23 protein-coding genes are annotated in these 26,432 nt (G+C 71.1%); 13 read left to right on the plus strand and 10 right to left on the minus strand.

The genetic code is table 11. From position 1 onward, the window contains the following. Positions 1 to 93: 93 nt before the first annotated feature. Together F5972_RS32150 and F5972_RS32155 are read right to left on the minus strand one after the other, a co-directional pair. Positions 94 to 489, minus strand: coding sequence for a VOC family protein (locus F5972_RS32150; protein ID WP_191910417.1), 396 nt, complete (start codon positions 487 to 489; stop codon positions 94 to 96). Positions 490 to 514: 25 nt separating this feature from the next. Next, a complete protein-coding gene (locus F5972_RS32155) occupies positions 515 to 1,459 on the minus strand; it encodes a sigma-70 family RNA polymerase sigma factor (RefSeq protein WP_150939080.1) in 945 nt (314 codons plus the stop codon). Between the two features lie 610 nt (positions 1,460 to 2,069). Here F5972_RS32155 and F5972_RS32160 point away from each other — a divergent pair. From F5972_RS32160 to F5972_RS32205, 10 genes are all read left to right on the plus strand, one after another. Further along, the gene (locus F5972_RS32160; protein ID WP_150939082.1) at positions 2,070 to 3,167 is read left to right on the plus strand and encodes a ParB/RepB/Spo0J family partition protein; all 1,098 of its coding nucleotides are present in this window, start codon (positions 2,070 to 2,072) and stop codon (positions 3,165 to 3,167) included. Positions 3,168 to 3,249: 82 nt separating this feature from the next. Continuing rightward, complete coding sequence (locus tag F5972_RS32165; RefSeq protein ID WP_150939084.1) at positions 3,250 to 3,738, plus strand: PhzA/PhzB family protein; 489 nt, start codon at positions 3,250 to 3,252, stop codon at positions 3,736 to 3,738. A gap of 118 nt (positions 3,739 to 3,856) precedes the next feature. Further along, positions 3,857 to 5,029, plus strand: a complete 1,173-nt coding sequence (locus tag F5972_RS32170; protein WP_191910418.1) for a 3-deoxy-7-phosphoheptulonate synthase — start codon at positions 3,857 to 3,859, stop codon at positions 5,027 to 5,029. A gap of 26 nt (positions 5,030 to 5,055) precedes the next feature. Continuing rightward, positions 5,056 to 5,679 (plus strand): isochorismatase family protein, encoded by a 624-nt coding sequence (locus F5972_RS32175; protein WP_150939086.1) that lies wholly within the window; start codon positions 5,056 to 5,058, stop codon positions 5,677 to 5,679. Next, positions 5,676 to 7,577, plus strand: a complete 1,902-nt coding sequence (locus F5972_RS32180) for an anthranilate synthase family protein (protein WP_225312085.1) — start codon at positions 5,676 to 5,678, stop codon at positions 7,575 to 7,577. Before F5972_RS32175 ends, F5972_RS32180 begins: the two co-directional genes overlap by 4 nt. Beyond that, entirely contained in the window at positions 7,574 to 8,443 is an 870-nt protein-coding gene (locus F5972_RS32185; protein WP_318527651.1) for a PhzF family phenazine biosynthesis protein, read from the plus strand. Before F5972_RS32180 ends, F5972_RS32185 begins: the two co-directional genes overlap by 4 nt. Before the next feature lie 105 nt (positions 8,444 to 8,548). After that, a complete protein-coding gene (gene phzG, locus F5972_RS32190) occupies positions 8,549 to 9,184 on the plus strand; it encodes a phenazine biosynthesis FMN-dependent oxidase PhzG (RefSeq protein WP_150939088.1) in 636 nt (211 codons plus the stop codon). A gap of 41 nt (positions 9,185 to 9,225) precedes the next feature. Then, positions 9,226 to 10,896, plus strand: a complete 1,671-nt coding sequence (locus F5972_RS32195) for a flavin-containing monooxygenase (protein WP_225312086.1) — start codon at positions 9,226 to 9,228, stop codon at positions 10,894 to 10,896. Positions 10,897 to 11,101: 205 nt separating this feature from the next. Then, a complete protein-coding gene (locus F5972_RS32200; protein ID WP_150939090.1) occupies positions 11,102 to 11,428 on the plus strand; it encodes an antibiotic biosynthesis monooxygenase family protein in 327 nt (108 codons plus the stop codon). Between the two features lie 198 nt (positions 11,429 to 11,626). After that, positions 11,627 to 12,844 (plus strand): FAD-dependent monooxygenase, encoded by a 1,218-nt coding sequence (locus F5972_RS32205; protein ID WP_150939092.1) that lies wholly within the window; start codon positions 11,627 to 11,629, stop codon positions 12,842 to 12,844. A 426-nt stretch (positions 12,845 to 13,270) separates the two neighbouring features. Here F5972_RS32205 and F5972_RS32210 read toward each other — a convergent pair whose 3' ends face one another. Continuing rightward, the gene (locus F5972_RS32210) at positions 13,271 to 13,984 is read right to left on the minus strand and encodes an FMN-dependent NADH-azoreductase (RefSeq protein WP_150939094.1); all 714 of its coding nucleotides are present in this window, start codon (positions 13,982 to 13,984) and stop codon (positions 13,271 to 13,273) included. Positions 13,985 to 14,100: 116 nt separating this feature from the next. Beyond that, positions 14,101 to 15,348, minus strand: coding sequence for a hypothetical protein (locus F5972_RS38520; RefSeq protein ID WP_225312087.1), 1,248 nt, complete (start codon positions 15,346 to 15,348; stop codon positions 14,101 to 14,103). 266 nt (positions 15,349 to 15,614) lie between these two features. Here F5972_RS38520 and F5972_RS32220 point away from each other — a divergent pair, with 266 nt between their 5' ends. Then, positions 15,615 to 16,502, plus strand: coding sequence for a hypothetical protein (locus tag F5972_RS32220; protein ID WP_150939096.1), 888 nt, complete (start codon positions 15,615 to 15,617; stop codon positions 16,500 to 16,502). Positions 16,503 to 16,673: 171 nt separating this feature from the next. On the opposite strand, the gene F5972_RS32225 is transcribed toward F5972_RS32220, so the two are convergent. Continuing rightward, on the minus strand, positions 16,674 to 17,183 hold the full coding sequence (locus tag F5972_RS32225; protein WP_150939097.1) for a hypothetical protein: 510 nt from the start codon (positions 17,181 to 17,183) through the stop codon (positions 16,674 to 16,676). Between the two features lie 619 nt (positions 17,184 to 17,802). On the opposite strand from F5972_RS32225, the gene F5972_RS32230 reads away from it, so the two are divergent. Beyond that, complete coding sequence (locus F5972_RS32230; protein ID WP_191910419.1) at positions 17,803 to 18,543, plus strand: trypsin-like serine protease; 741 nt, start codon at positions 17,803 to 17,805, stop codon at positions 18,541 to 18,543. Between the two features lie 81 nt (positions 18,544 to 18,624). Here F5972_RS32230 and F5972_RS32235 read toward each other — a convergent pair whose 3' ends face one another. Further along, positions 18,625 to 19,473 carry a hypothetical protein gene (locus F5972_RS32235; RefSeq protein WP_150939101.1) on the minus strand — a complete coding sequence of 283 codons (849 nt, stop codon included), beginning with the start codon at positions 19,471 to 19,473 and terminating at the stop codon, positions 18,625 to 18,627. 23 nt (positions 19,474 to 19,496) lie between these two features. Beyond that, on the minus strand, positions 19,497 to 20,018 hold the full coding sequence (locus tag F5972_RS32240) for a SigE family RNA polymerase sigma factor (protein ID WP_150939104.1): 522 nt from the start codon (positions 20,016 to 20,018) through the stop codon (positions 19,497 to 19,499). Between the two features lie 398 nt (positions 20,019 to 20,416). On the opposite strand from F5972_RS32240, the gene F5972_RS32245 reads away from it, so the two are divergent. Then, a complete protein-coding gene (locus F5972_RS32245) occupies positions 20,417 to 22,144 on the plus strand; it encodes a cellulose binding domain-containing protein (RefSeq protein WP_150939106.1) in 1,728 nt (575 codons plus the stop codon). 45 nt (positions 22,145 to 22,189) lie between these two features. Here F5972_RS32245 and F5972_RS32250 read toward each other — a convergent pair whose 3' ends face one another. The 3 genes from F5972_RS32250 to F5972_RS32260 are packed head-to-tail and all read right to left on the minus strand — an operon-like array spanning position 22,190 to position 26,410. Further along, a complete protein-coding gene (locus F5972_RS32250; RefSeq protein ID WP_150939109.1) occupies positions 22,190 to 24,157 on the minus strand; it encodes a hypothetical protein in 1,968 nt (655 codons plus the stop codon). After that, positions 24,154 to 25,389, minus strand: coding sequence for a glycosyltransferase (locus F5972_RS32255; protein WP_150939111.1), 1,236 nt, complete (start codon positions 25,387 to 25,389; stop codon positions 24,154 to 24,156). Before F5972_RS32255 ends, F5972_RS32250 begins: the two co-directional genes overlap by 4 nt. After that, the gene (locus F5972_RS32260; RefSeq protein ID WP_150939114.1) at positions 25,382 to 26,410 is read right to left on the minus strand and encodes an ABC transporter substrate-binding protein; all 1,029 of its coding nucleotides are present in this window, start codon (positions 26,408 to 26,410) and stop codon (positions 25,382 to 25,384) included. Before F5972_RS32260 ends, F5972_RS32255 begins: the two co-directional genes overlap by 8 nt. Positions 26,411 to 26,432: the final 22 nt, after the last annotated feature.

Here is a 26,432-nt window from a genome sequence, read left to right on the forward strand (position 1 = left end):
ACTGAGGAAAACCCGCAGTTACCACCCGCGCCCGTACCATTCCGCACCTGGTATCACCACCTGGTACCACGCCGCACCTGGTACCGCCCGCGGTCAGTGGCCTCGCTGCGTCAGCCCGTACAGGTTGCCGTCGTGGCCGCGGATCTGCGCCCACCGGCCCCCCTCCCGCCACGGGGTGGCCTGCGGCGCCACGACGATCTCCACGCCCCGCCCCCGCAGGTCCCGGCAGGTGGCGTCGACGTCGTCGCAGTCGAACCAGCCGTGGGTCATCCGTCCGGCGCGGGCCTCCAGCGCCTCCAGGATCTCGGGCTCGACGGCGGCGAGGGCCACGCAGGTCTGCGCGCCCGGCGGGCGCACCTCCACCCAGCGGCGCCCCTCCCCCTGGGGGACGTCCGCCGCGAGCTCGAAGCCCAGCGTCCCGGTGAGGAACTCCAGGGTCCTGCTCTGGTCGCTGACGTAGAGCACGGCGAGCCGTGGATTCACGATCACGATGCCTCCCGGCGGTCGTCGGGCGTCACGCGCTCTGCACCGAGAACTGGCGCCGTACGGACGGTTCGGCCACCGCCGCCGCGCAGTCGGCGAGCCCGAGCCGGACCTCCTTGAGGCGCGCGGGGTCACCGATGACGCCGATGGACGCGATGCGGTCACCGGAGAAGGCGAACTCGATGACGAGCTGGAGGCGTCCGTGCGGAGCGACCACCGCCCCCACGGCGCCGTTGACGAGAGCGGGCCAGGCGAAGCGCGCCCTGCGGATGTTGGTGCGCGTCTCCTCGGCGACCGCACGCGCGCCCCGCATCTCCGCCTGCGCCCTGACCTGCCCGCGCAGGGCGACCGCGTCGGCCCGGCGTACGACGTCGGGGGCCAGCACCGCGAGCAGGGCGTCGATGTCGCCGGCCCGGGAGGCGGCCAGGAAGGCGTCCACCACCACACGCTGCCTGACCAGGTCGGAGGAGGGGACGTCGGCCGTGTCGTGCACCCGGCGGCGGGCGCGGCTGGCCAGCTTCTTCGCGGCCGCCGGCGTGCGTTCCACGATCACGGCGATCTCGTCGAACGGCACGGCGAACAGGTCGTGCAGCACGAAGGCGGCGCGCTCGGCCGGGCCGAGCGTGTCGAGGATCACGAGCAGCGCGAGACCGACGGAGTCGGCGAGCACCGCCTCGTCCGCCGGGTCGGCGGTCTCCTCGTGGGGGGCCAGCATGTCGAGCTCGGTCAGGTCGGCGAAGTCCTCACGCCGGCGGCTGCGCGAGCGCAGCATGTCGAGACAGACCCGCCCGGTGATCGTCGTGAGCCAGGCGGTCAGGTTGTCGACGGAGGCGGAGTCGGCACGGCAGGCGCGCAGCCAGGTCTCCTGCACCGCGTCGTCGGCCTCGTCCGCGCTGCCCAGCATGCGGAACGCGACTCCGCGCAGATGCCCGCGGGATCGGTCGAAGTGCTCGGCCAATTGGGCCTGGTCGTTCATCGGTCACCTTTCACCGTCGCGGTTCGTCGTATAGGTGGGGAGATGGAGAACGCACGTTTGACAAGGAGACGTCAGTGCCCGTACTGATTATTGTTGCCGGTTCGCCTGAACCAACGTGACGGGGAGGGGCACCCAGGGTGACCTCTCCGGCCGTGAAGCGCACCGGCCGGCTGCCGCCCGAGGTGCATCCTATCCTCGCATCGACCGCTCATACTTTCGCGCCATGCCGAAAATCGAGAACGATGTCCGAAATCGGTGGCCGGTGAGAGGCTTAAAGCTGTGCACCAGGGGCCGGCCGGGTTGCCCGGGGCTCCGTGCCCGGTTCTCCGGGCGCCTATCGAAACGGTCGTCCCTTAAGGCAGGTACGGTTCCGTGACGCTGGTCATGCCGTGCTGTGCATTTCGTTATATGTCGTGATTGTGATACCTCGACGAATTTCCATGGTCCCGTCGCCGTGGGCGGGCAGACCGATATCCAAATTATGGATGACTTGTCATGAATGTGCCCGTTCTGCTCTGGTATGGCAATCATCCGAACCATAAGCTGAGCGCAGTTGAGCTCCTGTGAAGAATTCGCCCCTGCCCCTGTTCCTTCATAGGAAGGCCCCGCAGTGACACTTCACACCGCAGCCGACACCGATCGCGAACTTGGCACTCGCCTCCCCGACCTGGCGGATCTGCGCCACCTGCCGTGGGAGATCGTGTCCGTCCGCGATCTCGCGTCCTCGCTGTCGCCGCGGAAGCAACGTGAGGACCCGGCGCACGTCCGGATGCTCGCGGAGATGGATCGCGCGTTCGATCCCCTCCTCGTGCACCGGCCGACGATGCGGGTCATCGACGGCATGCACCGGTTGCGCGCCGCCGTGCTGAAGGGCAGGAACGAGATCGCCGTCCGGTTCTTCGACGGAAGCGAGGCCGACGCGTTCGTCCTGTCGGTCCGGCTGAACGTCGGCCACGGACTGCCGCTGACGCTCGACGAACGGAAGGAGGCGGCCGGGCGGATCATCGCCTCCCATCCGCACTGGTCCGACCGGATGGTGGCCGAGAACGCGGGACTGAGCGCCAAGACCGTCGGCGGCCTGCGCCGGCGACTCGGCGGGCAGGTCCAGTTCAGCCGCGTCGGCCGGGACGGGAAGTCCCGGCCGATCAGCAGCGTCGAGGGGCGTCGCAGCGCGGCCGCCCTGCTGGCGGCCAACTCGGAGATCTCCCTCCGCGAGCTGTCCAGGAAGACCGGGCTCTCGCTGGGGACCGTCCGGGACGTACGCGAGCGACTCGACCGCGGGCAGGATCCGATCCCGGACCGGTTGCGCGCGCGGGAGGAGACCGGCGGCGGGGCGGCGCAGGCCCAGGACGGGACGCCGTCGCCGCGCACCGGGGTCGTCCGGCGAGCGGCGCAGTCCTCCCGTCGCCCCTACGTGGAGAGCCGGCGCAGGGGCGAGCCGAGGACGCCGGGATGCCCGGCGGGGGAGGCGGTCGAGACGGCGTCCGTGCTGCGAAAGCTCGCGCGTGACCCGTCTCTGCGGGCGACCGAGTCCGGGCGGCTGCTGCTGCGGATGCTCCTGGCGACGGAGGTGGGCCCGGCCCAGTGGAAGGAGATCGCCGAGGCGGTCCCGCCCCATTGCATGCCGCTCGTCCGCGCCGTCGTGCTCAGGAGATCCGAGGAATGGGAACGCCTGGCGAACCTGGTGCGGGGCGGTTTTCCGGGGTGACCGGAAATCGACGGAGGTGCTTCTGCGGATAAGGCACAGGGTGAAATATCACCATTAATCGTCATTCGTTGGAGGGTTCATCGTGTCAGAGACGACTCACTTTCCGGGAAGCGACGCGGAGACCGAACTCCGGAAAATCAACCGGGCGACGGTCGAGCAGTACATGAACACCAGAGGCGAGGATCGGCTGCGGCGGCACCTCCTGTTCACCGAGGACGGCGTCGGCGGCCTCTGGACCAACGACACCGGGGAGCCGATCGCGATCCGCGGGCGTGACCGCCTCGGCGAGCACGCCGTCTGGTCGCTGAAGTGCTTCCCCGACTGGGTCTGGTTCAACATCCAGATCTTCGAGACGGACGACCCGAACTTCTTCTGGGTGGAGTGCGACGGCGAAGGCGCCATCCGCTTCCCCGGCTACCCCGAAGGCCACTACCGGAACCACTTCCTGCACTCCTTCCAGCTGGAGAACGGGAAGATCAAGCTGCAGCGCGAGTTCATGAACCCGTTCGAGCAGCTGCGCGCGCTGAACATCCCCGTGCCCGAGATCAAGCGTGAGGGAATCCCCACCTAGGTCACATCCGCCGCTTGATCGTCAGCGGCCGCAAGGCAATTCCCCCAGCCGTCCCCGGCCGGGCGACGACGGCGCCGACAGCGCCTCGACCCCCCATCTCGACCCCCCATGGAGAACCGTGGATGACGTGATGCCCGCCATCCGGCTGAGCGCCGCGCTGCAGCAGCCGGAGTGGAGCGATGTCTCGCAGGTCCAGCGCGTCAAGGAAGTGCTCGCCTCCCGCCCCTCGCTCGTCAGGCCGGCGGACGTACGAGCCCTGCGTGCCCTCCTGGCGGAGGTCGCCGCAGGAAACTCCCTGGTCGTGCAGTCCGGCGACTGCGCGGAGAACCCCGAGGAGTGCACGCCCGAGCACGTGAGCCGCAAGTCCGCGGCCCTCGACGTGCTGGCCGGCGCGCTCAAGATGATCACGCACAAACCCGTGCTGAGGGCGGGCCGCATCGGCGGCCAGTTCTCCAAGCCGCGCTCGAGCTCCACCGAGAAGATCGGCGACCGCACCCTCCCGGCGTACCGGGGGCACATGGTCAACGGCCCCGAGCCGACCGCCGAGAGCAGGCAGCCCGATCCGCTGCGGATCCTCACCGGATACATGGCGGCCAGCGACATCATGGAACACCTCGGCTGGCGCGGACCGTCCGCCCGGTCGCCGATCGACCCGCCCGTGTGGACCAGCCACGAGGCGCTCCTGCTCGACTACGAGGTTCCCATGCTCCGCAGGGACGCCTCGGGGAGGCTGATCCTCGGATCCACACACTGGCCCTGGATCGGCGAGCGGACGCGGCAGGTGGACGGCGCGCACGTCGCCCTGCTGGCGGAGGTCGCCAACCCGGTCGCCTGCAAGGTGGGCCCGAAGATGAGCAAGGACGAACTGCTCGGCCTGTGCGAGCGGCTCGACCCCGAACGCGAGCCCGGCAGGCTCACCCTCATCTCCCGGATGGGCGCCGACCAGGTCGCCTACGCCCTACCGCCGCTCGTCGAGACCGTGAGGTCCGCCGGACATCCCGTCATCTGGCTCTGTGACCCCATGCACGGCAACACCCGGGTCACCCCGTCGGGTCACAAGACCCGTCTGGTGCCGGCCCTGCAGCAGGAGGTCCGCGAGTTCGTCACCGCGGTCGAGAGCGCGGACGGCGTCCCCGGCGGCCTCCATCTGGAGACCACACCCGACGACGTGACCGAATGCGTCGCCGACGAGAGCGGCTTCGCCCAGGTGGGCGACCGCTACACCAGCTTCTGTGACCCCCGGCTGACCCTCTGGCAGGCGGTCTCGGTCATCTCCGCCTGGGGCGGTTGACGCGAGAGCTACCAGAAAGGACTTCCATGTCCGGCATACCCGCAATCCCGGCCTACCCCTTTCCGGCGGCGGGCGACCTGCCTCCCAACGCCGCCGGATGGACGCCCGACCCGGCTCGTGCCGTGCTCCTGATCCACGACATGCAGCGGTACTTCGTCAGGCCGTTCGCCGACTCGACCAGGCACGAACTCGTACGGAACGTCGCGCTGCTGCGGGACCGGAGCGCGGCGCTCGGCATCCCCGTCGGCTACACGGCGCAGCCCGGCGACATGAGCGAGGAGCAGCGCGGGCTGCTCAAGGACTTCTGGGGGCCCGGCATGCGCCGCGCCCCCGAGGACCGGCTCGTCGTCGACGAGCTCGCCCCCGCCCCCGGCGACTGGATGTTCACCAAGCTGCGCTACAGCGCGTTCTTCCGGTCCGACCTGCTGGAGCGCATGCGGCGGGCCGGCCGAGACCAGCTCGTGGTCTGCGGGGTGTACGCCCACGTCGGGGTGTTGATGACGGCCGTCGACGCCTTCACCAACGACCTGCAGACCTTCCTGGTCGCCGACGCCGTCGCCGACTTCACCGCCGCCTACCACCGCATGGCCGTCGAGTACGCGGCCGAGAGGTGCGCGGTCGTCCTGACGGCCAAGGAGGTCTTCTCGTGAGCGGCATCCGGAGTGACACCGGCACCGGGGGAGGCGGCCTGCTCGACGCCGTGCTGGACCTCCGGGCGCCGGCCTTCGCGCTGCTGCACCGGCCCGAGGCGAACGGGCCGGGCCTGCTGGACGTCCTCGTCGGCGAGGTCGCCCACCTGAGCGAACTCGGGGACATCCCGCTGCCCGGACAGGAGGAGCCGGAGGCGGGAAGCCGCCACCACGCGCTCGTCGTCGTCCCCTACCGGCAGGTCCGCGAGCGGGGTTTCGCCTGCGCCGACGACGGCGCCCCGCTCATCGCGATGACGGTGACCCGGCAGGGCGTCCTGCCGGTCGCCGAGGCCCTGGAACAGATCCCCGATCTGCCCTTCGCGGTCTCCGGCGGGCACTTCGACGTGGACGACGACGACTACGCCGAGATCGTCCGCAGGGTCGTCAAGGAGGCGATCGGCGAGGGGGAGGGCGCGAACTTCGTCATCAAGCGGTCCTTCGTCGCCGACATCGGGAACTACACGCCCCGCGCCGCCCTCGCGTTCTTCCGGCGCCTGCTGGAGGTCGAGTCGGGCGCGTACTGGACCTTCGTGGTCCACACCGGCGAGCGGACGTTCGTGGGCGCCACCCCGGAACGGCACGTGACGCTGCGGGACGGCGTCGCGACCATGAACCCGATCAGCGGCACGTACCGGTATCCGGCGTCCGGCCCCTCCCTGGACGGGGTGATGGACTTCCTCGCCGACCGCAAGGAGTCCGACGAGCTCTACATGGTCCTCGACGAGGAACTCAAGATGATGACGCGGATCTGCGAGCCGGGCGTCCGCGTGACGGGCCCGCGGCTCAAGGAGATGGCGCGGCTCGCGCACACCGAGTACTTCATCGAGGGCGACACCGGCTGGGACGTGCGCGACATTCTCCGCGAGACCATGTTCGCCCCGACCGTGACCGGCAGCCCGGTGGAGAACGCCTGCCGGGTGATCGACCGGCACGAGCCGCACGGCCGGGGATACTACAGCGGAGTCGTCGCCCTGATCGGGCGCGACGAGGCGGGCCGGCAGACCCTCGACTCCTCCATCCTCATCCGGACCGCCGACATCGACCACACCGGCCGGGCGCGCATCGGCGTCGGCGCGACGCTCGTACGCCATTCGGACCCGATGTCGGAGGTGGCGGAGACCCGCGCGAAGACCGCCGGGCTGCTCGCGGCGCTCGACACCGGCGACAGCGGCCGGCTCAGGACCCGCCCGGAGGTCCGCGAGGCGCTGGAGCGGCGCAACGCGAACATCGCCGGCTTCTGGCTGGGCAGGCGCGGCGGCGGCACCGCCGCCCTGCCGCGGCTGGCCGGGGTGCGGGCACTGGTGATCGACGCCGAGGACACCTTCACCTCGATGCTGGACCATCAGATGCGCAGCCTGGGCATGGCGGTCACCGTGCGCCGCCACGACGAGACGCCGTCGCTGGACGGGTACGACCTGGTGGTGCTGGGGCCCGGCCCCGGCGACCCCCGCGACGCCGCCCACCCCAAGATCGCTTACCTGGGGGCCGCCGCGGACGCGCTCCTGTCCGGGCGGCGCCCCTTCCTCGCCGTCTGCCTGAGCCACCAGGTCCTCTCCACCCGGCTCGGGTTCCCGTTGCAGCGCCGCGACGTGCCCAACCAGGGATTGCAGAAGGAGATCAGCCTCTTCGGCGCGCGGGAGCGCGTCGGGTTCTACAACACGTTCGCCGCGCGCGCCGAGGCGGACCACGCCGAGATCGACGGCCTCGGCACGGTGGAGATCTGCCGTGATCCGGCGACCGGCGAGGTGCACGCGCTGCGCGGCCCCCGTTTCGCCTCGATCCAGTTCCACGCCGAGTCGGTGCTCACCGAGAACGGCCCCCGCATCCTGGGCTCTCTGATGGAAGGCCTGCTGTCATGACGATGACCGGCCAGTCCGTGCTGGAAGGCGCGCGTCCTTACGTGGTCGTCGACGCGTTCACCGACACGCCGCTGCAGGGCAACCCGGTCGCGGTCTTCTTCGAGGCCGAGGACCTCTCCGGCGAACGCATGCAGCGCATCGCCAGGGAGATGAACCTGTCGGAGGTGACCTTCGTCCTCCCGCCACGGCAGGGGGGCGACGCCCGCATCCGCATCTTCACGCCGGTGAACGAGCTGCCCTTCGCCGGGCATCCGCTCCTCGGCACCGCCATCGCGCTGGGCGAGGGACGCACGGAGGACCGGCTCCGGCTGGAGACGGCGATGGGAGTCATCGCCTTCGACCTGGAGCGGGTGGACGGGAGGGTCGTCGCCGCGGAGATGGGGCAGCCCGTCCCGACCTGGACGGAGTTCGACCGTGCTGGAGAACTCCTCGCCGCGCTCGGCCTGACCTCCTCCACGCTGCCCGTCGTGATCTACCACAACGGTCCCCGGCACGTCTTCGTCGGGCTGGAGAGCATCGCCGCTCTGTCCCGGGTCGACCCCGACCAGCGCGCGCTGGCCGCCTTCCCCGACATGGCGACCAACTGCTTCGCCGGTTCCGGCACGACCTGGCGGAGCCGGATGTTCTCGCCCGCCTACGGCGTGGCCGAGGACGCCGCCACGGGATCGGCGGCCGGCCCGCTGGCCGTCCATCTCGCCCGGCATGGGCGGATCGGGTTCGGACGGTGGATCGACATCCACCAGGGCGTCGAGATGGGCCGTCCCTCGCTGATGCGGGCCCGCGCCGACGGCGCCCCGGAAGCCGTCACGTCCGTACGGGTCGGCGGTTCGGCCGTGACCGTCGCCCGCGGCGTGATCTACGCCTGAACGGCGCGCACCCACCGGCGGACCGGCCGGCCCGGCCGGCCGGTCCGCACCCCGTCATCGCACGCGGCCAGGGCCGCCGTACCCCCACACCGCCCGGAGGCGACAGTGAGCAGCAGGTTCGAGAGTCTGACCGGCGCCATCGACCCGGCGTTCCCCGAGTACGACATGCCCCCGGCCGAGCCGATGGTCCTGGCGCGGCAGTGGATCGCCTCGGCGGTCGAGGAGGGGGTGCGCGAGCCGCTCGCCCTCGCCCTCGCGACCGCCGACCGCGGCGGCCGCGCCTCCTCCCGCATGGTCGCCGTCATCGACGTCTCCGACCGGGGCCTGGTCTTCACCAGCCACAGCACCAGCCGGAAGGGCCGGGAGATCGCCGAGACCGGCTGGGGCTCGGGCCTGCTCTACTGGCGCGAGACCGCGCAGCAGCTGATCTTCTCCGGCCCCGTGGTCATGCTGCCCGAGCCCGAGGCGGAACGGTTGTGGAACGCCCGGCCGGTGCCGCTGCACGCGATGTCGGCGGTCTCGCGGCAGAGCGAACCGCTGGAGGACGTCGCCGGGCTGAGGGCGGAGGCCGAGCGCCTGGCGTCGTACGCGACCCCCCTGCCCCGCCCGGCGCGGTTCGCCGGATACCGCCTGGAGCCCGCCGCCGTGGAGTTCTGGTCGGCGGACGCCGACCGGCTGCACCGGCGGCTGCGTTACGACCGGGATCCCTCCGGTTGGCACATCTCACGGCTGCAGCCGTGACCCCCTCCCCACAGGGACAGGAAACACGAAGGAGTGCGACCTTGACCGACTCGATAACGACCGGCCCTCTGGCGACCGGTGCGAGTACGACCGATCCGAGCACGACCGACTTCGACGCGATCGTCGTCGGCGCCGGCTTCGCCGGCATCTACATGCTGCACAAGCTCCGCAACGAGCTCGGCCTGCGGGCGCGGGCCTTCGACCGCGCCGGCGGCGTGGGCGGCACGTGGTACTGGAACCGCTACCCCGGCGCCATGTCGGACGTCGAGGGCTTCGTCTACCGCTACTCCTTCGACAAGGAGATGCTCCAGGAGTGGAACTGGACCACCAAGTACACCCCGCAGCGTGAGCTCCTCGCCTACCTGGAGGCGGTCGTCGCCAAGCACGGGCTGGGCGAGCACATCCAGCTCAACACCGGCGTCGAGAGCGCGGTGTTCGACGAGTCCCGCGGTGTCTGGACGATCGGCACCGACACCGGCGAGACCTTCACCACGCGGTACGTCGTCACCGCGCTCGGTCCGCTGTCGACGGCGAACATCCCCGACATCGAGGGCCGCGAGCGCTTCCAGGGCAGGATCGTCCACACCGGCGCCTGGCCCGACGACCTGACCATCGACGGCAAGCGCGTCGGCGTCGTCGGCACGGGGTCCACCGGCACCCAGTTCGTCTGCGCCGCCGCCAAGGTGGCCGAGCATCTGACGGTGTTCCAGCGTTCGGCGCAGTACTGCGTCCCGTCCGGCCACGGCCCGGTCACCGAGGAGTACGTCGCGGAGGTGCGGGCGGACTACGACCGCATCTGGGACCAGGTGCGCGGCTCCCGCGTCGCCTGCGGGTTCGAGGAGAGCGACGTCCCCGCGATGAGCGTCTCCGAGGAGGAGCGCCGGCGCGTGTTCCAGGAGTACTGGGACAAGGGGAACGGCTTCCGCTTCATGTTCGGCACGTTCTCCGACATCGCGACCGATCCGGCGGCCAACGAGGCCGCCGCGGAGTTCATCCGGTCGAAGATCCGGGAGATCGTGAAGGACCCGGAGACGGCGCGCAAGCTGACGCCGACCGACCTCTACGCCAAGCGCCCCATCTGCAACCCCGACTACTACGAGAACTTCAACCGCCCCAACGTCACGCTGGTCAGCGTCAAGGAGAACCCGATCAGGGAGATCACCGCCAGGGGCGTGCGCACCGAGGACGGCGTGGAGCACGAACTCGACGTCCTGGTCTTCGCGACGGGCTTCGACGCCGTGGACGGCAGCTACAAGCGGATGGACATCCGCGGCCGGGGCGGCGTGACGATCCGGGAGCACTGGGAGGACGGCCCCACCGGCTACCTCGGCGTCGCCACCAACGGCTTTCCCAACCTGTTCATGGTCCTCGGGCCGAACAGCGCCTTCAGCAACCTCCCGCCGGGCATCGAGACCCAGGTCGAGTGGATCGCCGGCCTGATCCGCACGGCGGAGGAGAACGGCACGACCGTGGTCGAGGCCACCGCGAGCGCCGAGGACGCCTGGACCGAGACCTGCCGGGAACTCGCGGCGTACACGCTCTTCCCCAAGGTCGCCTCGTGGATCTTCGGCGCCAACATCCCCGGCAAGAAGAACACGGTCATGTTCTACTTCGCGGGCCTGGGGTCGTACCGGGCCAAGCTGAGCGAGGTGGCGGAGGCGGGATACGAGGGATTCGACCTGCAGGCCAGTCCCTCGCTGACGCCGGCCTGAGCCCGCGCGGGGGCGTGCCCCGCATCGACATCTGAGCGTCCGGACGGCCGGGAGGGCCGTCCGGACCTTCCGCGTCCGCTTGAGATAAGCGGCATTTCCTGCTCCGCGGACGACATATTCGGTGAGGCGTTCTCGTGTTCGAGGCCCGCGATTGTTTAACAAAGACGCTTGACTCTAATGGTTCTTAGTCGGATACGATGAAGTCATGACTGAGACCGTGATTCGCGTCGACGACCAAGTCGCAACCTTCATCAACGTCTTCGATGTCGACCCCTCGAAGCAGCAGGAACTAATCGCCATTCTGAACGAGGGCACCGAGAAGGTCATGCAGCACCGGCCCGGCTTCATCTCGGTGAACATTCTCGCCAGCGCGGACGGCACCCGCGTCGTGAACCTCGCCCAGTGGCGCAGTGTCGACGACATCAAGGCGACCATGGGCGACCCCGAGGCGCAGGCCATCGCGAAGCGGACGGCGGAGATCGCCAAGGCCGCTCCGCAGCCCTACAAGGTCATCTCCGTCCATCACGCCTGACCTGACCAGCCACTCCGCGGCAACCCACAAGCGGGTCCGGGCCCCGATGCGACACACTCCGTCCGCCCCTCGGCATCGGCGGACGGACGTCGCCCGCGCATCCCCCAGAGCGGGCCGTGTCCGGGGCCCGGCCCAGACCGCACCGCCCACCCGAAGGTGACGAAGAGTAGCCACCCCCGGCCAAGGGAGCGCGACGCCATGACGACCGCAAACACCGCCGACATCGTGATCGCGGGCGCGGGGATAGGAGGGCTGGCCGCCGCGCTCGCCCTGCACGCCAAGGGGATCGACGCGGTCGTGCTGGAGGCCGCGCCCGAACTCGCGCCGCTCGGAGTGGGAATCAACATCCAGCCGGCCGCGATCGGCATCCTGACCGAGCTCGGGCTCGGCGAGACGCTGGCGGCCACCGGCATCCGCACCCGCGAGCACCGCTACCTTGACCACAAGGGCGCCACCCTGTGGACCGAGCCCCGGGGCGTCGACGCCGGCCACGAGCACCCCCAGTACTCCATCCACCGCGGCGAGCTGCAGATGCTGCTGCTCGCGGCCGTACGGGACCGGCTCGGCCCGGGCGCGGTGCGCACCGGGCTCCGCGTCATCTGCTTCCACCAGACCCCCTCGGGCGTCCGCGTCCTCGCGCACGACGAGAGCGGGGGAGCGGTCGAGATCGAGGCCGCCGCGCTGGTCGGCGCCGACGGGCTGCGCTCCGCGGTGAGGGCCCAGCTTCACCCCGACCGCGTCCCGCTGTCCCCCGCCGGGGTCGACATGTGGCGTGGCCTGTCCGAGATGGACGAGTTCCTCGACGGGCGGACGATGATCCTGGCCAACGACGAGCAGGCCACCCGGCTGATCGCCTATCCGGTCTCCCGGCGCCACGCGGAGCGCGGCAAGGCGCTGGTGAACTGGGTCTGCCTGGTCGCGGCCCCGTCGAAGAGCCTGTCCGGCGATGCGGGCTGGAACCGCCCGGGCCGGATCGAGGAGGTTCTGCCCCACCTCGCCGACTGGGACTTCGACTGGCTCCACCTGCCCGAGATGCTCGCCCGCAGCCCCCGCATCCTGCGCTACCCGATGGTCGACCGCGACCCCCTCCCGCACTGGGGAGAGGGCCGGGTGACGCTGCTCGGCGACGCCGCCCACCTGATGTATCCGATCGGCGCCAACGGCGCCTCGCAGGCCGTCATCGACGCCGCCACGCTCGCCGCCGAGCTCGCGGAGGGCGCCGACGTGGCCACCGCCCTGCTGCGGTACGAAGCCGCCAGGCGGCCCGCCACGACCGCCATCATCCTCGCCAACCGGAACATGGACGGCGCGGAGCGCGGCATCGCCGGTCGTCCCGGCCACGACAAGACCGCCGAACTCGCGACCATCACGCACCGTTACCGGGTGGCGGTGGAGCGGCGACAGCCGCTCACCTGAGCGGATGGACCGCCCGGCCGGTAGCCGCACTTATCGCCGGGCGGTCCATCCTGAATCACCGCCGGAAAACGCGACAGAAGAATTGCCGGAATCGCGCCCGCGAACCGCGCGACGGCGGCATCACAATTGAAATGCGCGACCCGGCGGCGTTATTGTCCGTTCGCCGGGCGCGGCAAAAAGAAACATCCTGACAATCTGTTTACAGGATGCCGGATCCTCCTCCTCCGGCCTGGGTTCGGCCGGTGGCGGATGCGGCAGGGACGCCGGGCGGCAATGGTGGAAACGGCCTCCTACCGGGTCGTGGTCGCACTCCTCGTCCCCTAAGACGAACCGCGCCGCGGAAAGGTGACACGCGCGGCCCTGCGGGCGGTGTCCGCGGGTGGGCGGACACCGCCTCTCACGACAGGCCGCCGCGCGGCCGGCGCCTCACCGCGTGCGGGCCCCCGCCCCGCTGCGGGCCGACCGGCCCGCGAGGCCGGACACGGCGCTCCGCGCCGCGGCCAGCGAATCGGCCGCCAGGGGCTTGAAGCGGGCCAGGGCGGGCACGTCGGAGGCCCGGGTCATCTCCGCGCTGACGAAGCACAGGTTCTCCGGGGCCACCCCCAGATCGGTGAAGTAGGCCCTCAGGTAGGGCGTCTGGAAGTCGAAGTCCTCCCGTGGCGTGCCCGGGGCGTAGCTCCCGCCGCGGGCGGTGACCACCACCACGTTCGTCCTGCGGAGAAGGTGGTCTCCCGTGCCGGGGTCGAGGAACGCCCCCGGGAAGGTCACCCGGTCGATCCAGGCCTTGAGGGACGCGGGCACCGAGTAGTTGTACATCGGGACGCCGACCAGCACCGTCTCCGCGGCGCGCATCTCCGCGATCAGCGGCAGGGTCAGCGCCCACTCGCGCTCCTCGGCCGGGCCCTCGGTCATCTCCGCCACCTCCGGCAGCGCGACCGTGCCCCGTCTCTCCACCCGGATGCCGAGGGAGACGAAGGCCGGGGACACCAGCGGGACCGGTTCGGCGGCGAGGTCGCGGTACCGGTATCCTGCGCTCCCGTGCAGACACCGCCAGGTGTCGGCGTAGAGCGCCGTCAACTGCCTGGTGACCGAGTCGCCGTGGTCGCTGGCGCTGGAGTCCAGGTGAAGCAGGGACGTCACAGGCTCACCTCCTGTCGCTGCGCGTGCATCGCGCACTCCTTTCCCGATACTTTCCGTCACACACCTATGACGTTCAGTAGTCGTGAGAGGTGACAGGGTCGTACCGGAAGCGGGAGTCAGTAGCCGTAGCGGCTCTTCAGGTGGCGCCAGAGGTCACGGAGCATCCACGCGTCGAACTCGGTGATGGAGGTGGCGGTGCCCGCCTTCATGAGGAAGCAGCACTGGCCGGTGGGCGTCCAGTCGTAGAAGTCGTCGAGGCCGAAACCGTGCCCGATCTCGTGGAGCAGGATGTGGATGTCGTCGCTGCCGAGGTTGTCCACGAGATACTCGCTGCCGACGCGCTGGCCCCAGTCGCCTCCCGCGCCGCCGTCCATGCCCTCCGTGAGCCACAGGGACATGTCGTAGTGGTGGGAGGCGCCGCCGGGACAGCCGGGATAGGCGCCCGACTGGTTGAAGAAGCGGCCGCACGGCTCCGCGCACTGCGGCGCGTTCTCCCGCATGTCGCCGACGTACACGTCGACCGAGTCGTCGTCCCACTGCAGGGTGGCGCGGTCGCGGACCGCCCAGCCGACCACCTTGACCGGCACTTCGGCGTACGGCCAGCCGTCGTGACCCGCCATCACGTTCATCCACTTCCCGAACGACCTGGCCAGCGCGGCGTGGACGCGGTCGCGCAACTCCGCCGACACGGGGGCGGGGGAGTCCCAGCGGACGCAGTAGTTGATCGATCCGCCGTTGGCCATGATCTGGTCCCAGCCGAAGTTGCGGAAGCCGTACGGGTCGCGGTCGCCGGACTCGGTGTGCCGCCAGACCTCGTCGAGCGGGGTGACCAGATCGGCGGGAGGGTTCCAGCCGCTCGGCGCGGCGGCGGTGTCGGCGAACGCCTTGACCTCCAGGAGCCCGACCGCGGCCCGTCCGCTCTCCAGCACGATCCGGAGCCGGGTGGTGGTGACGGCCGGGAAGGAGGCGGTGACGTAGCCGTCCACGGCGACGGGGTAGGCGGCGGGGATGTCGGCGTAGGCGGCGCCGTCCCAGCTCTGCAGCCTCCAGGAGACCGGCTCCCGGACACCGCCTCCGTCGTCGAAGAAGTAGACCTGCGCCGAGGAGATGGTCTGGGCGGAGGGCCAGGTCAGCAGGGCCCACTGTTCGCCCGCCTGCGGCCAGGTGCCCCAGCGGCGGTTCCGGAGGTCGTTCGAGCGCGGCGGGTCGATGCCGTCGTTGATCGCGGCGACGCTCTCCCAGGGGGAGGTGTAGGAGGCGGTCGCGGTGGCCCAGGGCGCCACGTTGCCGAGGGCGGCGTCCGAACGCGTGGGCACCAGCAGGAAGCCGGCGAGCAACGCGACGACGGCGAACAGACGCCTCATGCGGGCTCCTTCGCGACGTCGTGGTGGTCCACGCGCCGCTGTGGGGGGTGGGGCACGGTCTCTGAGTTTTTTCGGTCCGTTTTGTGGTGTCAAGGGGTGAATTACGGTCATGTGCCGTTTGATGGGCCGGGGGCGCGTGAGATCGTCCCCCGGCGCCTGTCTCCGTCACCCGTCCTGCCAGCCGTTTCGCCGCGCGGGCCGGCTGGGAGAGCGCCGCCTGGCGGATCGGCGGTGAACCGGGGGAGGCGCCGTTTCGTCTATCCGGCATGAGCCGCTTCCCGCCAGGCGCCGCGCGTGTCCTCCTGGCCGTCCTCGTCGTCGTCCCGCTCGCCGCCTCCGGCTGCGGGTCGCCGCCGGACGTCGCGGCTCCCGCCGCCGACACCCGCTACACGGCGACGGGGACCGTGCTGCAGAACGGGAAACACGGGCCGCAGCTGTGCGCCTCGGTCCAGGAGTCCTATCCTCCCCAGTGCGGCGGAGCGGACATCGTGGGCTGGGACTGGAAGGCCGTCAGGGCCGAGTCGTCCGGCGGCGTCACCTGGGGGGACTACCGGGTCGTCGGCACCTGGGACGGCTCCCGGCTCACGCTCACCGAACCACCCCGCGAAGCCCGTAGGTCGGGAGACGGCGGGCCGGGGACCGATATGACCAGTCCGTGTCCGGAACCCGCGGGCGGCTGGCGTCCGGTGGACCGGGCGAAGGCGACCGAGGAGGCCATGCGGGCGGCGATGGACCGCGCGGCGTCCGCCGACGAGTTCGCCGGCGGATGGCTCGACCAGAACTACATGGCCGGGGTCGACTCCCATGACGTCCGGACCATCGAGAAGATCGGCAACGACCCCAAGAGGTATGTGCTGAACCTCATGTTCACGGGGGATCTCGCGGGGCGCGAGCGCTGGATCCGCGAGGTCTGGGGCGGCGCGCTGTGCGTGAGCGGCGCCGAGCGGACCGAGTCGGACCTCCGCGCGATCCAGCGTGAGCTGGAGGGGGAGATGGAGAGCAGGCGGTTCCTGACCCTGTCCGTGGACACCATCGGCAACCGGGTGAGCGTCGGGGTGTACGTCGCCACGCCGGAGCTGAGACGGGAACTCGACGACCGCTACGGGAAGGGCACGGTGGCTCTGGAGGGCTTCCTGAAGCCGGTCGGGAGCTGAGCGCACCCGCTTCGCGGCCGCGCCCGGCCGCCTGGAAAAGGGCGAGCCCCGCGAGGCGGCTGCCTCGTGGGGCCGTGGGTCCGGCGGGTTCGATGGGCGTGGGCTATCCGGTCCTTGCGGATGTCGCTTCCTGTCTCTCCCTGCTCTTGTCGCTGTTGTCGCGAGCCGTCGTCACCGTCCGAACTCCTCCCGGCCCCACTCGCGCTCGCGGGTGCGCCCGCGCTCCGCGCCGCGGCCCCGTGTCTCCTCACGGAAGCGTTCGCGTCCGCGTTCCTCCCGCATGCGTTCGCCGCCGCGGATCTCCTGCCGCATGCGCTCGCGTCCGCGCTCTTCCCGGATCGGGATCCGTTCGCGTCCGCGTGTCTCCTCACGGAAGCGTTCGCGTCCGCGCTCTTCCCGGACCGGAATCCGCTCGCGGCCACGAATCTCCTGCCGCATCCGCTCGCGTCCCCGTGTCTCCTCCCGCATGCGTTCCCGCTCCCGGACCTGCCCGGTACGGCCGTACTGGCCGTATCGGTGACGCTCCCGTCCACGGCACCTGCCTCCGGGGCAGGGCTGTGCCGGAGCCCGCACGGACTGGGCGGTGATGCCGGCGGCGTTGGCGGACTGCGCCTGCAGCGCCACCGGGGCGGCGAGAGCCGACACGGCGAGCGTGGCGGCGGCCAGTGCTTCTCTGAGCATAGGTATCACTCCGTCGACTCCGTGATGTCACCGGGAACCCCGGCCGCACGGAGCGCGATTCGATCCATCGAACCCTGGATCCAGACCCTGGTTCTCACGCTAGGGGTAACAAACGGCACAGTCACCCATCAAGCCGCAAACAACGCCTTTCCGCATCAGAAAACGCACCTTCCCCTGGTGTGTGGCCATGCCGTTCCTCGCGGCTCACGGCCGCTTTGCGCGACGGGCGAAACCGTTCCGGGGAATTGCGCGGCGTTGGTGGTGATCACACCTGCCGGAGCCGGCGCGTGCTCCGTTCCGTCCCGGCCGTTACCGCGGATCGCCGTCCGAAGCCGCGCCGATTCCGGAGGTTGCCGTGACCGCCGTCTTCGCCGCCTGCCTGGGCGTACGCGACCACCCGCCTCGTGCGGGTCGCCGGCGCGGACACCGCCACCGTGCCATGAGGCAGGTCCGGGCGGCCCGCAGATGGGGACGGCCGAGCGGGCTTTTCCCCGCCTTCGCCTACCTATCCGTCCGGACACACGGCCGGTAGATCTTTTCTCCATGTTCCCGGGCAAAGCGCATAATCGGGGTACATTTGCCTATGCGTTTCGTCCCATTTGTCATGATTATTGTTGGCATGATCGCCGGAGTCGCCTCCCCCGCGTCGGCCATCACCAATGGCTCGGTGGATCGCAACGATCACCCGCAGGTGGGAGCCCTCATCGGTGACGCGCCGGAGAGCGACGGCACGTGGGCGTACTGCTCCGGCACGCTGATCTCCCCGACCGTCTTCCTCACCGCCGCCCACTGCGGCGGTTCGGGGCAGCGGACGGCGCGGGTCTCCTTCGCCGACCGCTACGAGCCCGGGGCCAAGGTCTTCACCGGCCGCTTCGTCCGCGACCCGAGGTACACGCGCGGGCACCATCTCCATGACATGGCGGTCGTCGTCTTCCCCGCCGCGGTCCCCGGGATCAAGCCGGCCAGACTGCCCGCCCCGGGCCTGCTCGACCGGATGCGGGACGACGGCACGTTGCGGTCGACGCGGTTCACCCCGGTCGGCTACGGCGCGCTGACCCCCACCAGGAAGAAGCACGGATGGCGGTTCACCTACAACGACACGCGTAACCGGACGTCCATCTCGTTCGAGCGCCTCGGCGCCGACCTGCTCAAGCTGACGCCCGACTCGGAGCGCGGGGACGGCGGGACCTGCTTCGGCGACTCCGGCGGCCCGAACTTCCTCGGCGCCGCCGACTCCGATCTGCTCGTGGCCACGACGATCAGCGGAGTGGACGACGCCTGCAGGTCGACGAACATCGACTACCGTCTCGACACCTCCTCCGCCCGGGAGTTCCTGAGGTGGTTCGTCACCCTTCCCTGACGAGTGCCGGAGGCCGTCGCGGTCACGCCACCTCGCGGGCCCGGGCCGGGGCGGCGCCGCCCCGGCCCGGGAACCGCCTGATCAGGACTTCGCGGCGGCCGGCTTCGCGTCCCGACCCTTGAGATCAGGGGCGGGCTCACCCTTGGCCCCGCCGGAGGCGTCCACCGGCCCGGGCACCACCTCGCCGGCGGGTGGGGCGGTGACGGTCACCGGGGTGCCGAAGCCGGCGATGTCCATGACGAGCCGGTGGCCGCCCTCCGGGAAGTCGAACTCCAGTCGCCGCACCCTGCCCTCGTCGTCCACGTCCACCCGGCCGGAAAGCGCCGAGGACCGGAACTTCGCGTCGCCGGAGCCGGATCCGTCCGTCAGCGAGAAGACGAACCGCCGCCCGCTCCACCCGGGGCCGGACGCCGCGCCGTCCTCGCGTACGTCGGTGGCCGCACGCAGTCGTTCCAGGGCCGCCTGCGGGTCCTGCGGGGCGAGCTTGACCAGGGCGGCCGTCGGCGGCGCGTTCCGCAGTCTCTCGTCGACGCGCGGCAGCGCCTCCCACTTCGCGGCGCCGGCCGGCTTCTGGTACATCAGGTCGCCGACGAAGCGGGTCTCGGACGGATCTCCGGCCTCCGCGATGACCCCGGTCCGCCGGACGGGATCGAAGGCGCCGTCCCAGCTCCTGCCGTCCGACTCGACGTGGACGCGGAAGCTCTCACCACTGGTGGTGCTGAGGGCCGCGGCCACCTGGGCCTGCGCCGAGACCTGACTCGCGGGCAGCGCCGTCACGATCACGGTCACCAGTGCGGCGGCCCCCAGCGCGGCGAGCGACGGCACCAGGATCCGCCTCGGCCGGGGGGTGATCGCCGGCATGAGGTCGATGCCCGCGGGCCGATCCTCGGTGGCTCTGACAAGCAACGTGCGCAGGTCTCTCTCGTTCATTTCCGGCTCCTCGTGTCGGGGTCTCACCGGAGACCACTCCCTTCCGCCTCGGCGTGGTTGACCACCAGACCGGGCGATATCAGCCGCCGCATCGCCTGCAGCCCACGGTGGGTGTGCGACTTGACGGTCCCCACCGAGCAGCCCATGAGGTCGGCGACCTCCGCCTCGGGCAGGTCGGCGAAGAACCGCAGCACCAGAGCGGTGCGCTGCCGCGCGGGTAACCTGGCCAGCGCGTTCCTGACGTCCTCGGCCACCGCCCGCGTCTCACCCAGGTCTTCCGCGCTCGGCAGACCGGGGTGCTCGGCGCGCGGGATCTCCCGCCGCCATCGGGCCCGCCACCAGGAACGGTGGGTGTTGACCAGGATGCGCCGCAGGTAGGCGTCGGGCTCGCTGCCGGTGTCCAGCCGATGCCAGACCTTGTACAGCTTGCCGAGGCCGGTCTGCACCAGATCCTCGGCGGCGTGCCAGTCTCCCGTCAGCAGCACCGCCGTTCGCAGATGATGGTCCCCCCGGCGCCGTACGAACTCCACGAAATCCGCGTCCACCCGGTCTCCTCTCGTCGGCGGTTGCCACCCCCACACGCCCTGAGGCCCGATCCGGGTTGACGAGAAGCGGGGAATTCGCACGAATGCGGGCCGCCCCGGTTCGGACCTCGGCTGAACCGGTGCAGAGGGCAGATTCCCGACCTGTAAGTTTCACGGTCCGGCGGGACGTTCGCACAGTTCACGGGCGTACGGGACACACCCCGTGCTTGACCCCCGCCGGGGGCGGAACCACACTCCGCTGGAGTGTTACCCCCCTCCGCGCACCACCTTGAGCGGTCCGCATCCCCGGCATCTCCCGTGCCGGTCCATGCGAGGGAATGTTAACGCCAACATCCGGGAGTCGATCCGAACCGGAGCGTGCGGGCGCGGACCGGCACCGGAGACCATGAGGAGGAGACATGACGCACGACCAGAATGGGCCGGTGAGCGGTGAGCGAAGGGCGCTCAGCCGGCGGTCCGTCCTGACGACGATAGGAGCCGTGCCGGTCATCACGGCCACGTCGGCGGTCCTGGGAGCCACCGAGGCCTCGGCGGCCACCGCGACCGTCAATCCGTCGGCGCAGCGGCAGACGATCAAGGGCTTCGGCGGCATGACCCACGCGGCCTGGGCCGGCGACCTGACAGCCACCCAGCGGGACACGGCGTTCCAGACCGGCGAGGGCAAGCTGGGGTTCTCCATCCTGCGGATCCCCGTCGGCGAGAGCCAGGCCGACTTCGGCCGCGACCTCGCGACGGCGAAGCGCGCGGTCGAGCTCGGGGTGACCGTCTTCGCGTCGCCGTGGAATCCCCCCGCCAGCATGATCGAGACCTTCAACCGCAGCGGCCAGACAAACGCCAAACGCCTCCGATACGACCAGTACGCCGCGTACGCGACGCATCTGAACTCCTTCAGCACGTACATGAAGAACAACGGCGTGAACCTGTACGCCATCTCCGTGCAGAACGAGCCCGACTACGCGCACGACTGGACGTGGTGGACCTCCACCGAGATGGTGAAGTTCCTGCGGGAGAACGCCGGCTCGATCAACACCAGGGTCATGGCCCCCGAGTCCTTCCAGTACGTGAAGAGCATGTCGGACCCGATCCTCAACGACGCCACGGCGCTCGCCAACACGGACATCATCGGGGCGCACCTCTACGGCACGTCCTACTCGAACTTCCCCTACCCCCTCTTCAAGCAGAAGGGCGCGGGCAAGGAACTCTGGATGACGGAGGTGTACTACCCCAACAGCACCGACTCGGCGGACACCTGGCCCCAGGCGCTCGACGTGGGCGAGCACATGCACCGCGCCATGGTGGAGGCCGAGTTCCAGGCGTACGTCTGGTGGTACATCCGGCGCAGCTACGGCCCCATGCGCGAGGACGGCCAGCTCAGCAAGCGCGGCGCCATCATGGCGCAGTTCGCCAGGTTCGTCCGCCCCGGGTACGTGCGGATCGACGCGACGGCGAACCCGGCGACGAACGTCTACGTCTCGGCGTACCGGAGCGGCGACACCGTCGTCATCGTCGCCATCAACAAGAACACCTCCGCGGTGAGCCAGCAGTTCAGCGTGGCGGGCGCCGGCTCGGCCGGTGTCTCGTCGTGGGTGACCGACGGGAGCAGGAACGTCGCGCCCCAGGCGGCGACCACCATGTCGAACGGCTCCCTCACCGTCACGCTTCCCGCGCGCAGCATGACGACCTACGTGACCAGCCTCAGCGGCTCCTCGCCCTCCGCGACGCCCACGGTCACACCCACCGTGACGCCCTCCCAGTCGCCGAGCCAGTCGCCCTCCCAGTCGCCCAGCCAGTCGCCCACCGGCGGCACCGGCGCGGCCCGGGTCGCCTACACGATGAACAGCTGGAGCAACGGCTTCACCGCCAGCATCAGCATCACCAACACCGGGTCGTCGACGATCAACGGCTGGACGCTGGCGTTCACCCTGCCCTCCGGACAGACCATCACCTCGGGCTGGAACGCCACCTACTCGCCCTCCAGCGGCCAGGTGAGCGCCCGCAACGTCGACTACAACGGCACGCTCGCCCCCGGGGCCACCGTCGACATCGGCTTCCAGGCGAGCCACACCGGCAACACGTCCAAGCCGACCTCCTTCACCCTCAACGGCGTTCCCTGCACCGTGGTCTGACCGGCACCGCGGCCCCTCTCCCAGGAGAGGGGCCGCGGTGCCGGGTCACCAGGGGCGTACGAGCCGGGCGGGATCGAACCGGCCGTTCACCCGGGGGCCGGGCGGGTGGTTCAGAGTGATCTCGGTCAGTCTCCGCCCGGCCAGGTCGTCGCGGACCGCGCGGTAGCGCTCCGCGGCCCCGGACGCCGGGGAGTGCGGAGCGAGCGGGTGCCCGCCCAGGGCCCGCCCGTACCGGCTCACCTCCTCGACCCAGGCGGCGGGCTCCAGCAGGCCCGCGGCGGGCCGGGCCGCCCACCGATGGACACCGGTGGACACGGGAAGGACCATGACAGCCGGAGCCGTGGAGGGGGAGAGGCGGCCGGCGAAGAACTCGTCGGCCCATCGTTCCGCCGCGTCCACCGCCGTCAGAGCGGGCAGCGGATCAGGCGCGTCCGGCGCGAGCCCCTGATCCAGCAGGTAGGCCGACCGGGTCACGAACTCCCCCGAGAGCCGCGGCAGCCGCTCCCGCACGTCGGCGACGAGGGTGAGCCCGTGCACGGGGAACCGCTCGCATCCGGTCATCCGCAGCCACGGCGTGCCGTCGCGGGGTCCCGCGCCCGGCCGCACCACCCGCAGCGCGCAGAACTCCACCGTCCTGAGGTACGCCGCGGCCTCCTCGGGCCCCGCCCCGCAGCCGGGGCAGGTGACGACCTCGACGGTGAGCGGGGGAGGGAAACGCGCCGTGCGGAGGAATCCCTCGGCCTCCCGGGTGGCGAGCCGGCGGAGGATCTCCCCGGCCAGTGGATCACCCACGGCTGCCGTTCGCCTCCGGTCCGCGGTCAGGCCGCGCGTCAGGCCCGCGACGCCCAGGTCGGCCAGGGCCGCACGCGCGCCGCCGGTCAGCAACGCCCTGTCGGCGGCGGGCAACCCCGAGTCGATCCAGCTCGTCACCGCCGCCCTCCGCAGCGGACCGGCGAGATCCGCACGCGCGCCGGTTCCGCGCCCGGTTCCGCGCCCGTTCTCAGGGCCGGTTCCGGCGCCGCTCGCGACATCGGCTCCCAGCAGGAACGCCGCCGCCCACAGCTCCGCCGCGGTGCCCGGCGCCGTCCCGGCCTCCGCCAGGGTCCGCGCCCGGTCGCGGCCGCCGGAGGTCGCGAGGTATTCCTCCAGACCTCCCAGGACGTCCGCCTGGCCGAGACCGAGCACGCCGCACCAGTCGCTCCATCGTCCGAAGGGATGCCGGACGAACTCCTCGCTCGTCGGCCGCAGAAAGCCGAGGAAGCAGGTTCCGAAGGCGTAGGTCACGGAGAAGTCCCAGGTGGAGGCGCCCTCCGCGCGCATCACCGCGCCCTTGTCGAAGCGCGGCGGCTCCCGCCAGCGGTCCGGGGGGAGGTCCGCGCCGGGCAGCAGGACCGTGGCGCGCCGCACGCCGTGATCGGTGTTCCCGGCGACGCTCGCGACCTCGTCGTGGTCGAGCAGGTGGGGCACGGCCGCCAGAACGCGGCGGTCACGCTCACGGAGGAAGAGATCGATCACCGTGTCGTCGTCGCGGATGTGGTCGGGAACGCCCGCCAGGTAGTCGCCGAGCTCCTTGGCCAGGCCCACCGGCAGGACGAGCCCCTGCGTGGGGACCCACTCGCCGGGGACCAGCCGCGCCCACGAGGCGCCGCCGGCCGCCGCCTGGCGGATCGCGTAGGAGTTGTAGGGCGAGTTCCAGTGGGCGTAGAGGGCGAGCGCGTCGTCCGGGCGGGCCGCGACCGCCGCCCGCAGATGGGCGGAGAACCCGTCCACGAGGAGCACGTCGTCCTGGAGGACGAGATGGTGGGTCGCGTCCGGGCTCCAGGCCGCCCACGCGCGCTTCGCCGTACGCAGCGGGCTGGGAAACGAGCCGGGGTCGGGGTCGGGGACCGGCACGAGCCGCAACGGAGCGCACGCCTCGGCGATCCGGGGAATCCTGTCCCCTCTGGCCGGGTGGTACATGACGGCGACGCTGATGCGCGGGAACCCGGAGGAACCGTCGAGCCGATCCGTCATCGCTCCTCACCCCGGCCGGTCTCCGCCGAAGGGAGCCACCGGACGCGCCGGCCGATCCGGGCCGCCTCGCTCTCCAGGAGGTCCACCGCCCAGCGGGGATAGGCGCGCAGGGAGGGGGCGAGCAGGCACAGATCGAAGGCGGCGGGCTCCAGCAGCGTGCGGAAACCGTGCAGCGGCAGCACCTCCGTTCCGGGGAAGTTCCGGCGCGCCTCCGCCGCGAGTCCGGGATCCGGCTCGACGCAGAGGTCGCCGCCGTTCACGGCGTACAGGCAGTCGGCTCCGAACAGGGCCGTGGCGGGGCCGGGGTCGACCGGCGGGCCGGACGGCCGGAGCCGGGCCAGGCCGATCCGGTTCCGGTACGCGGCCCGCAACTCGGCGAGCCGCGGATGGAGTTCGTGCGCCCAGCAGACCGTGGAGACCTCGACGACCGGATCGGGGTGCTTCCGCAGCAGGAGCGCGGCGTGCTTCTCGTAGCTGGGACGCAGCGCGGCGAGGTCGCGGGTGTGGGGGATCTCGACGCAGGCCGCCCGGCGGGCCAGGGTGAACCTCAGCCCCTTCTCGTACAGGCGCCGGCCCAGCTCGACGTCCTCACCGCTCCAGCCCACGAAGTCGTCGTCGAAGCCCCCGGCCAGGTGGAAGTCCGCGGCGCCGACGGAGACGTTGCCGGTCCAGTAGAAGATCCACGGAGCGGCGTACCGGTCGATGTCCTCTCCGAGGCTCCGGTAGCACGGCTCCCGCATGTCCCGGTGCCGCCCGCTCCGGGTGAACCGGCCGATCAGCTCGTCGGGGGGCTCGTCAAGATCGCCGGCGGAGACCCGGTTGGCCGGGTCGTGGTCGTAGCCGAAGATGTAACCGATCACGGCCCGGCCGCCGCCCTCGTGCGCGGCCAGGTGCCCGCTCAGCAGGTGGCGGGAGGCGAGCATCCCGCTGTCGAGGAACACGAGGATCCGCCCTTCGGCCCGCGCCGCGCCGAGGTTGCGTGCCTGCCCCGCCCGGAAGCCGAGGTCCCGCTGGTAGCAGTATCCGATCCGGAGATTCCCGGCATGGCCCTCGACCACGAGCCGGGTGTCGTCACTCGACCCGTCGTCGGCGACGATCACCTCGTACCGGTCGCGGGGCATGTCCTGGTCGGCCAGGGAGCGCAGCGTGCGGTCCAGCTCCCGCGCCCGGTTGTAGGTGGGGATGACGACCGACACCTCCGGTGCGCCGTGCCCGGCCGGCCGCTCAGCCAACGAGGGCCTCCTTCGCCAGGCTGGTGTCCAGCACCGAGGAGACGGGAGGCAACGTGCTCATGCCCCGGGCCCGCAGACCGGCGTAGACGGGACCCGCCAGCCGGTCGGGGTCGATCGAGCCCAGGCCGCGATCACCGGCGGCGCCGCGGATGAGCGCGCCCTGCACCTCGTTCTCCCGCCGGGCCGCCGCCGGGTCGAGCCCGAGGTCCTTGCCGTACTTCTCCACGGCCAGCCTGGTCCCGAGCGCCGGGTCCTTCAGGTTCTGCCGGTATCCGCGGATCACCGCGCGCAGGTAGCCGACGAAACGCGCCCGGTCGGCGGCGAGGTCGGCGCGTCTGACCGCCATGACGAGCGCGTAGTCGGGCATGCCCAGCTGTCCCTGGGTCACGCTGACCACGCGGACGCCCTGCTGCTCCAGCGCGAGTGGCTGGGCGGTGACGTAGCAGGCCATGACGTCGCAGTCCCCCTTGGTGAGCGCCGTGGTGCCGGCGCCCACCGGAACCCGTTCGTACCGGACGGGCAGTTTGTTGATCTTCAGGATCGCCTCCACCATCACCTCCGCGCCGGGGGACAGGCCGATGCGCCGGCCCACGAGATCCTTGGCGGTGCGCACCGGGTTGGACGCGAGGCTGACGAAGCCACCCGGGCTCTCCTGGAAGACGGCGCCGATCGCGACCAGGTCGGCCTCGCTCTCCCGGGCCTTGACGAGGGCGCCGAAGTCGACCAGTGCGACGTCCGCGCCTCCCGCGGTGACGACGCTGACGGCGTCGGGGATGTTCGGCCCGCCGGCGAGAAGCGGCGCCGACAGTCCTTCCTCCTTGAAGTACCCCTGTTCCTCGGCGATGTAGAAGCCGGCGAACGTCACGGTCTTCAGCCAGGATAACTGGGTACGCACCACCTTCCCGCCGGCCGCGGACCCGCCGCCCGGCGACGGAGAACACGCCGTGAGCAGCCCCGCGGCGCTCATTCCGCCGAGGGCCGCGGTGGTGCGCAGGAACCCGCGCCGGGAGAACTGGTTCACTATGGGTCCGTCCTTTTCTTGG

This window comes from Microbispora cellulosiformans (genome assembly GCF_008728085.1).
In the GTDB taxonomy this organism is placed as follows: domain Bacteria; phylum Actinomycetota; class Actinomycetes; order Streptosporangiales; family Streptosporangiaceae; genus Microbispora; species Microbispora amethystogenes.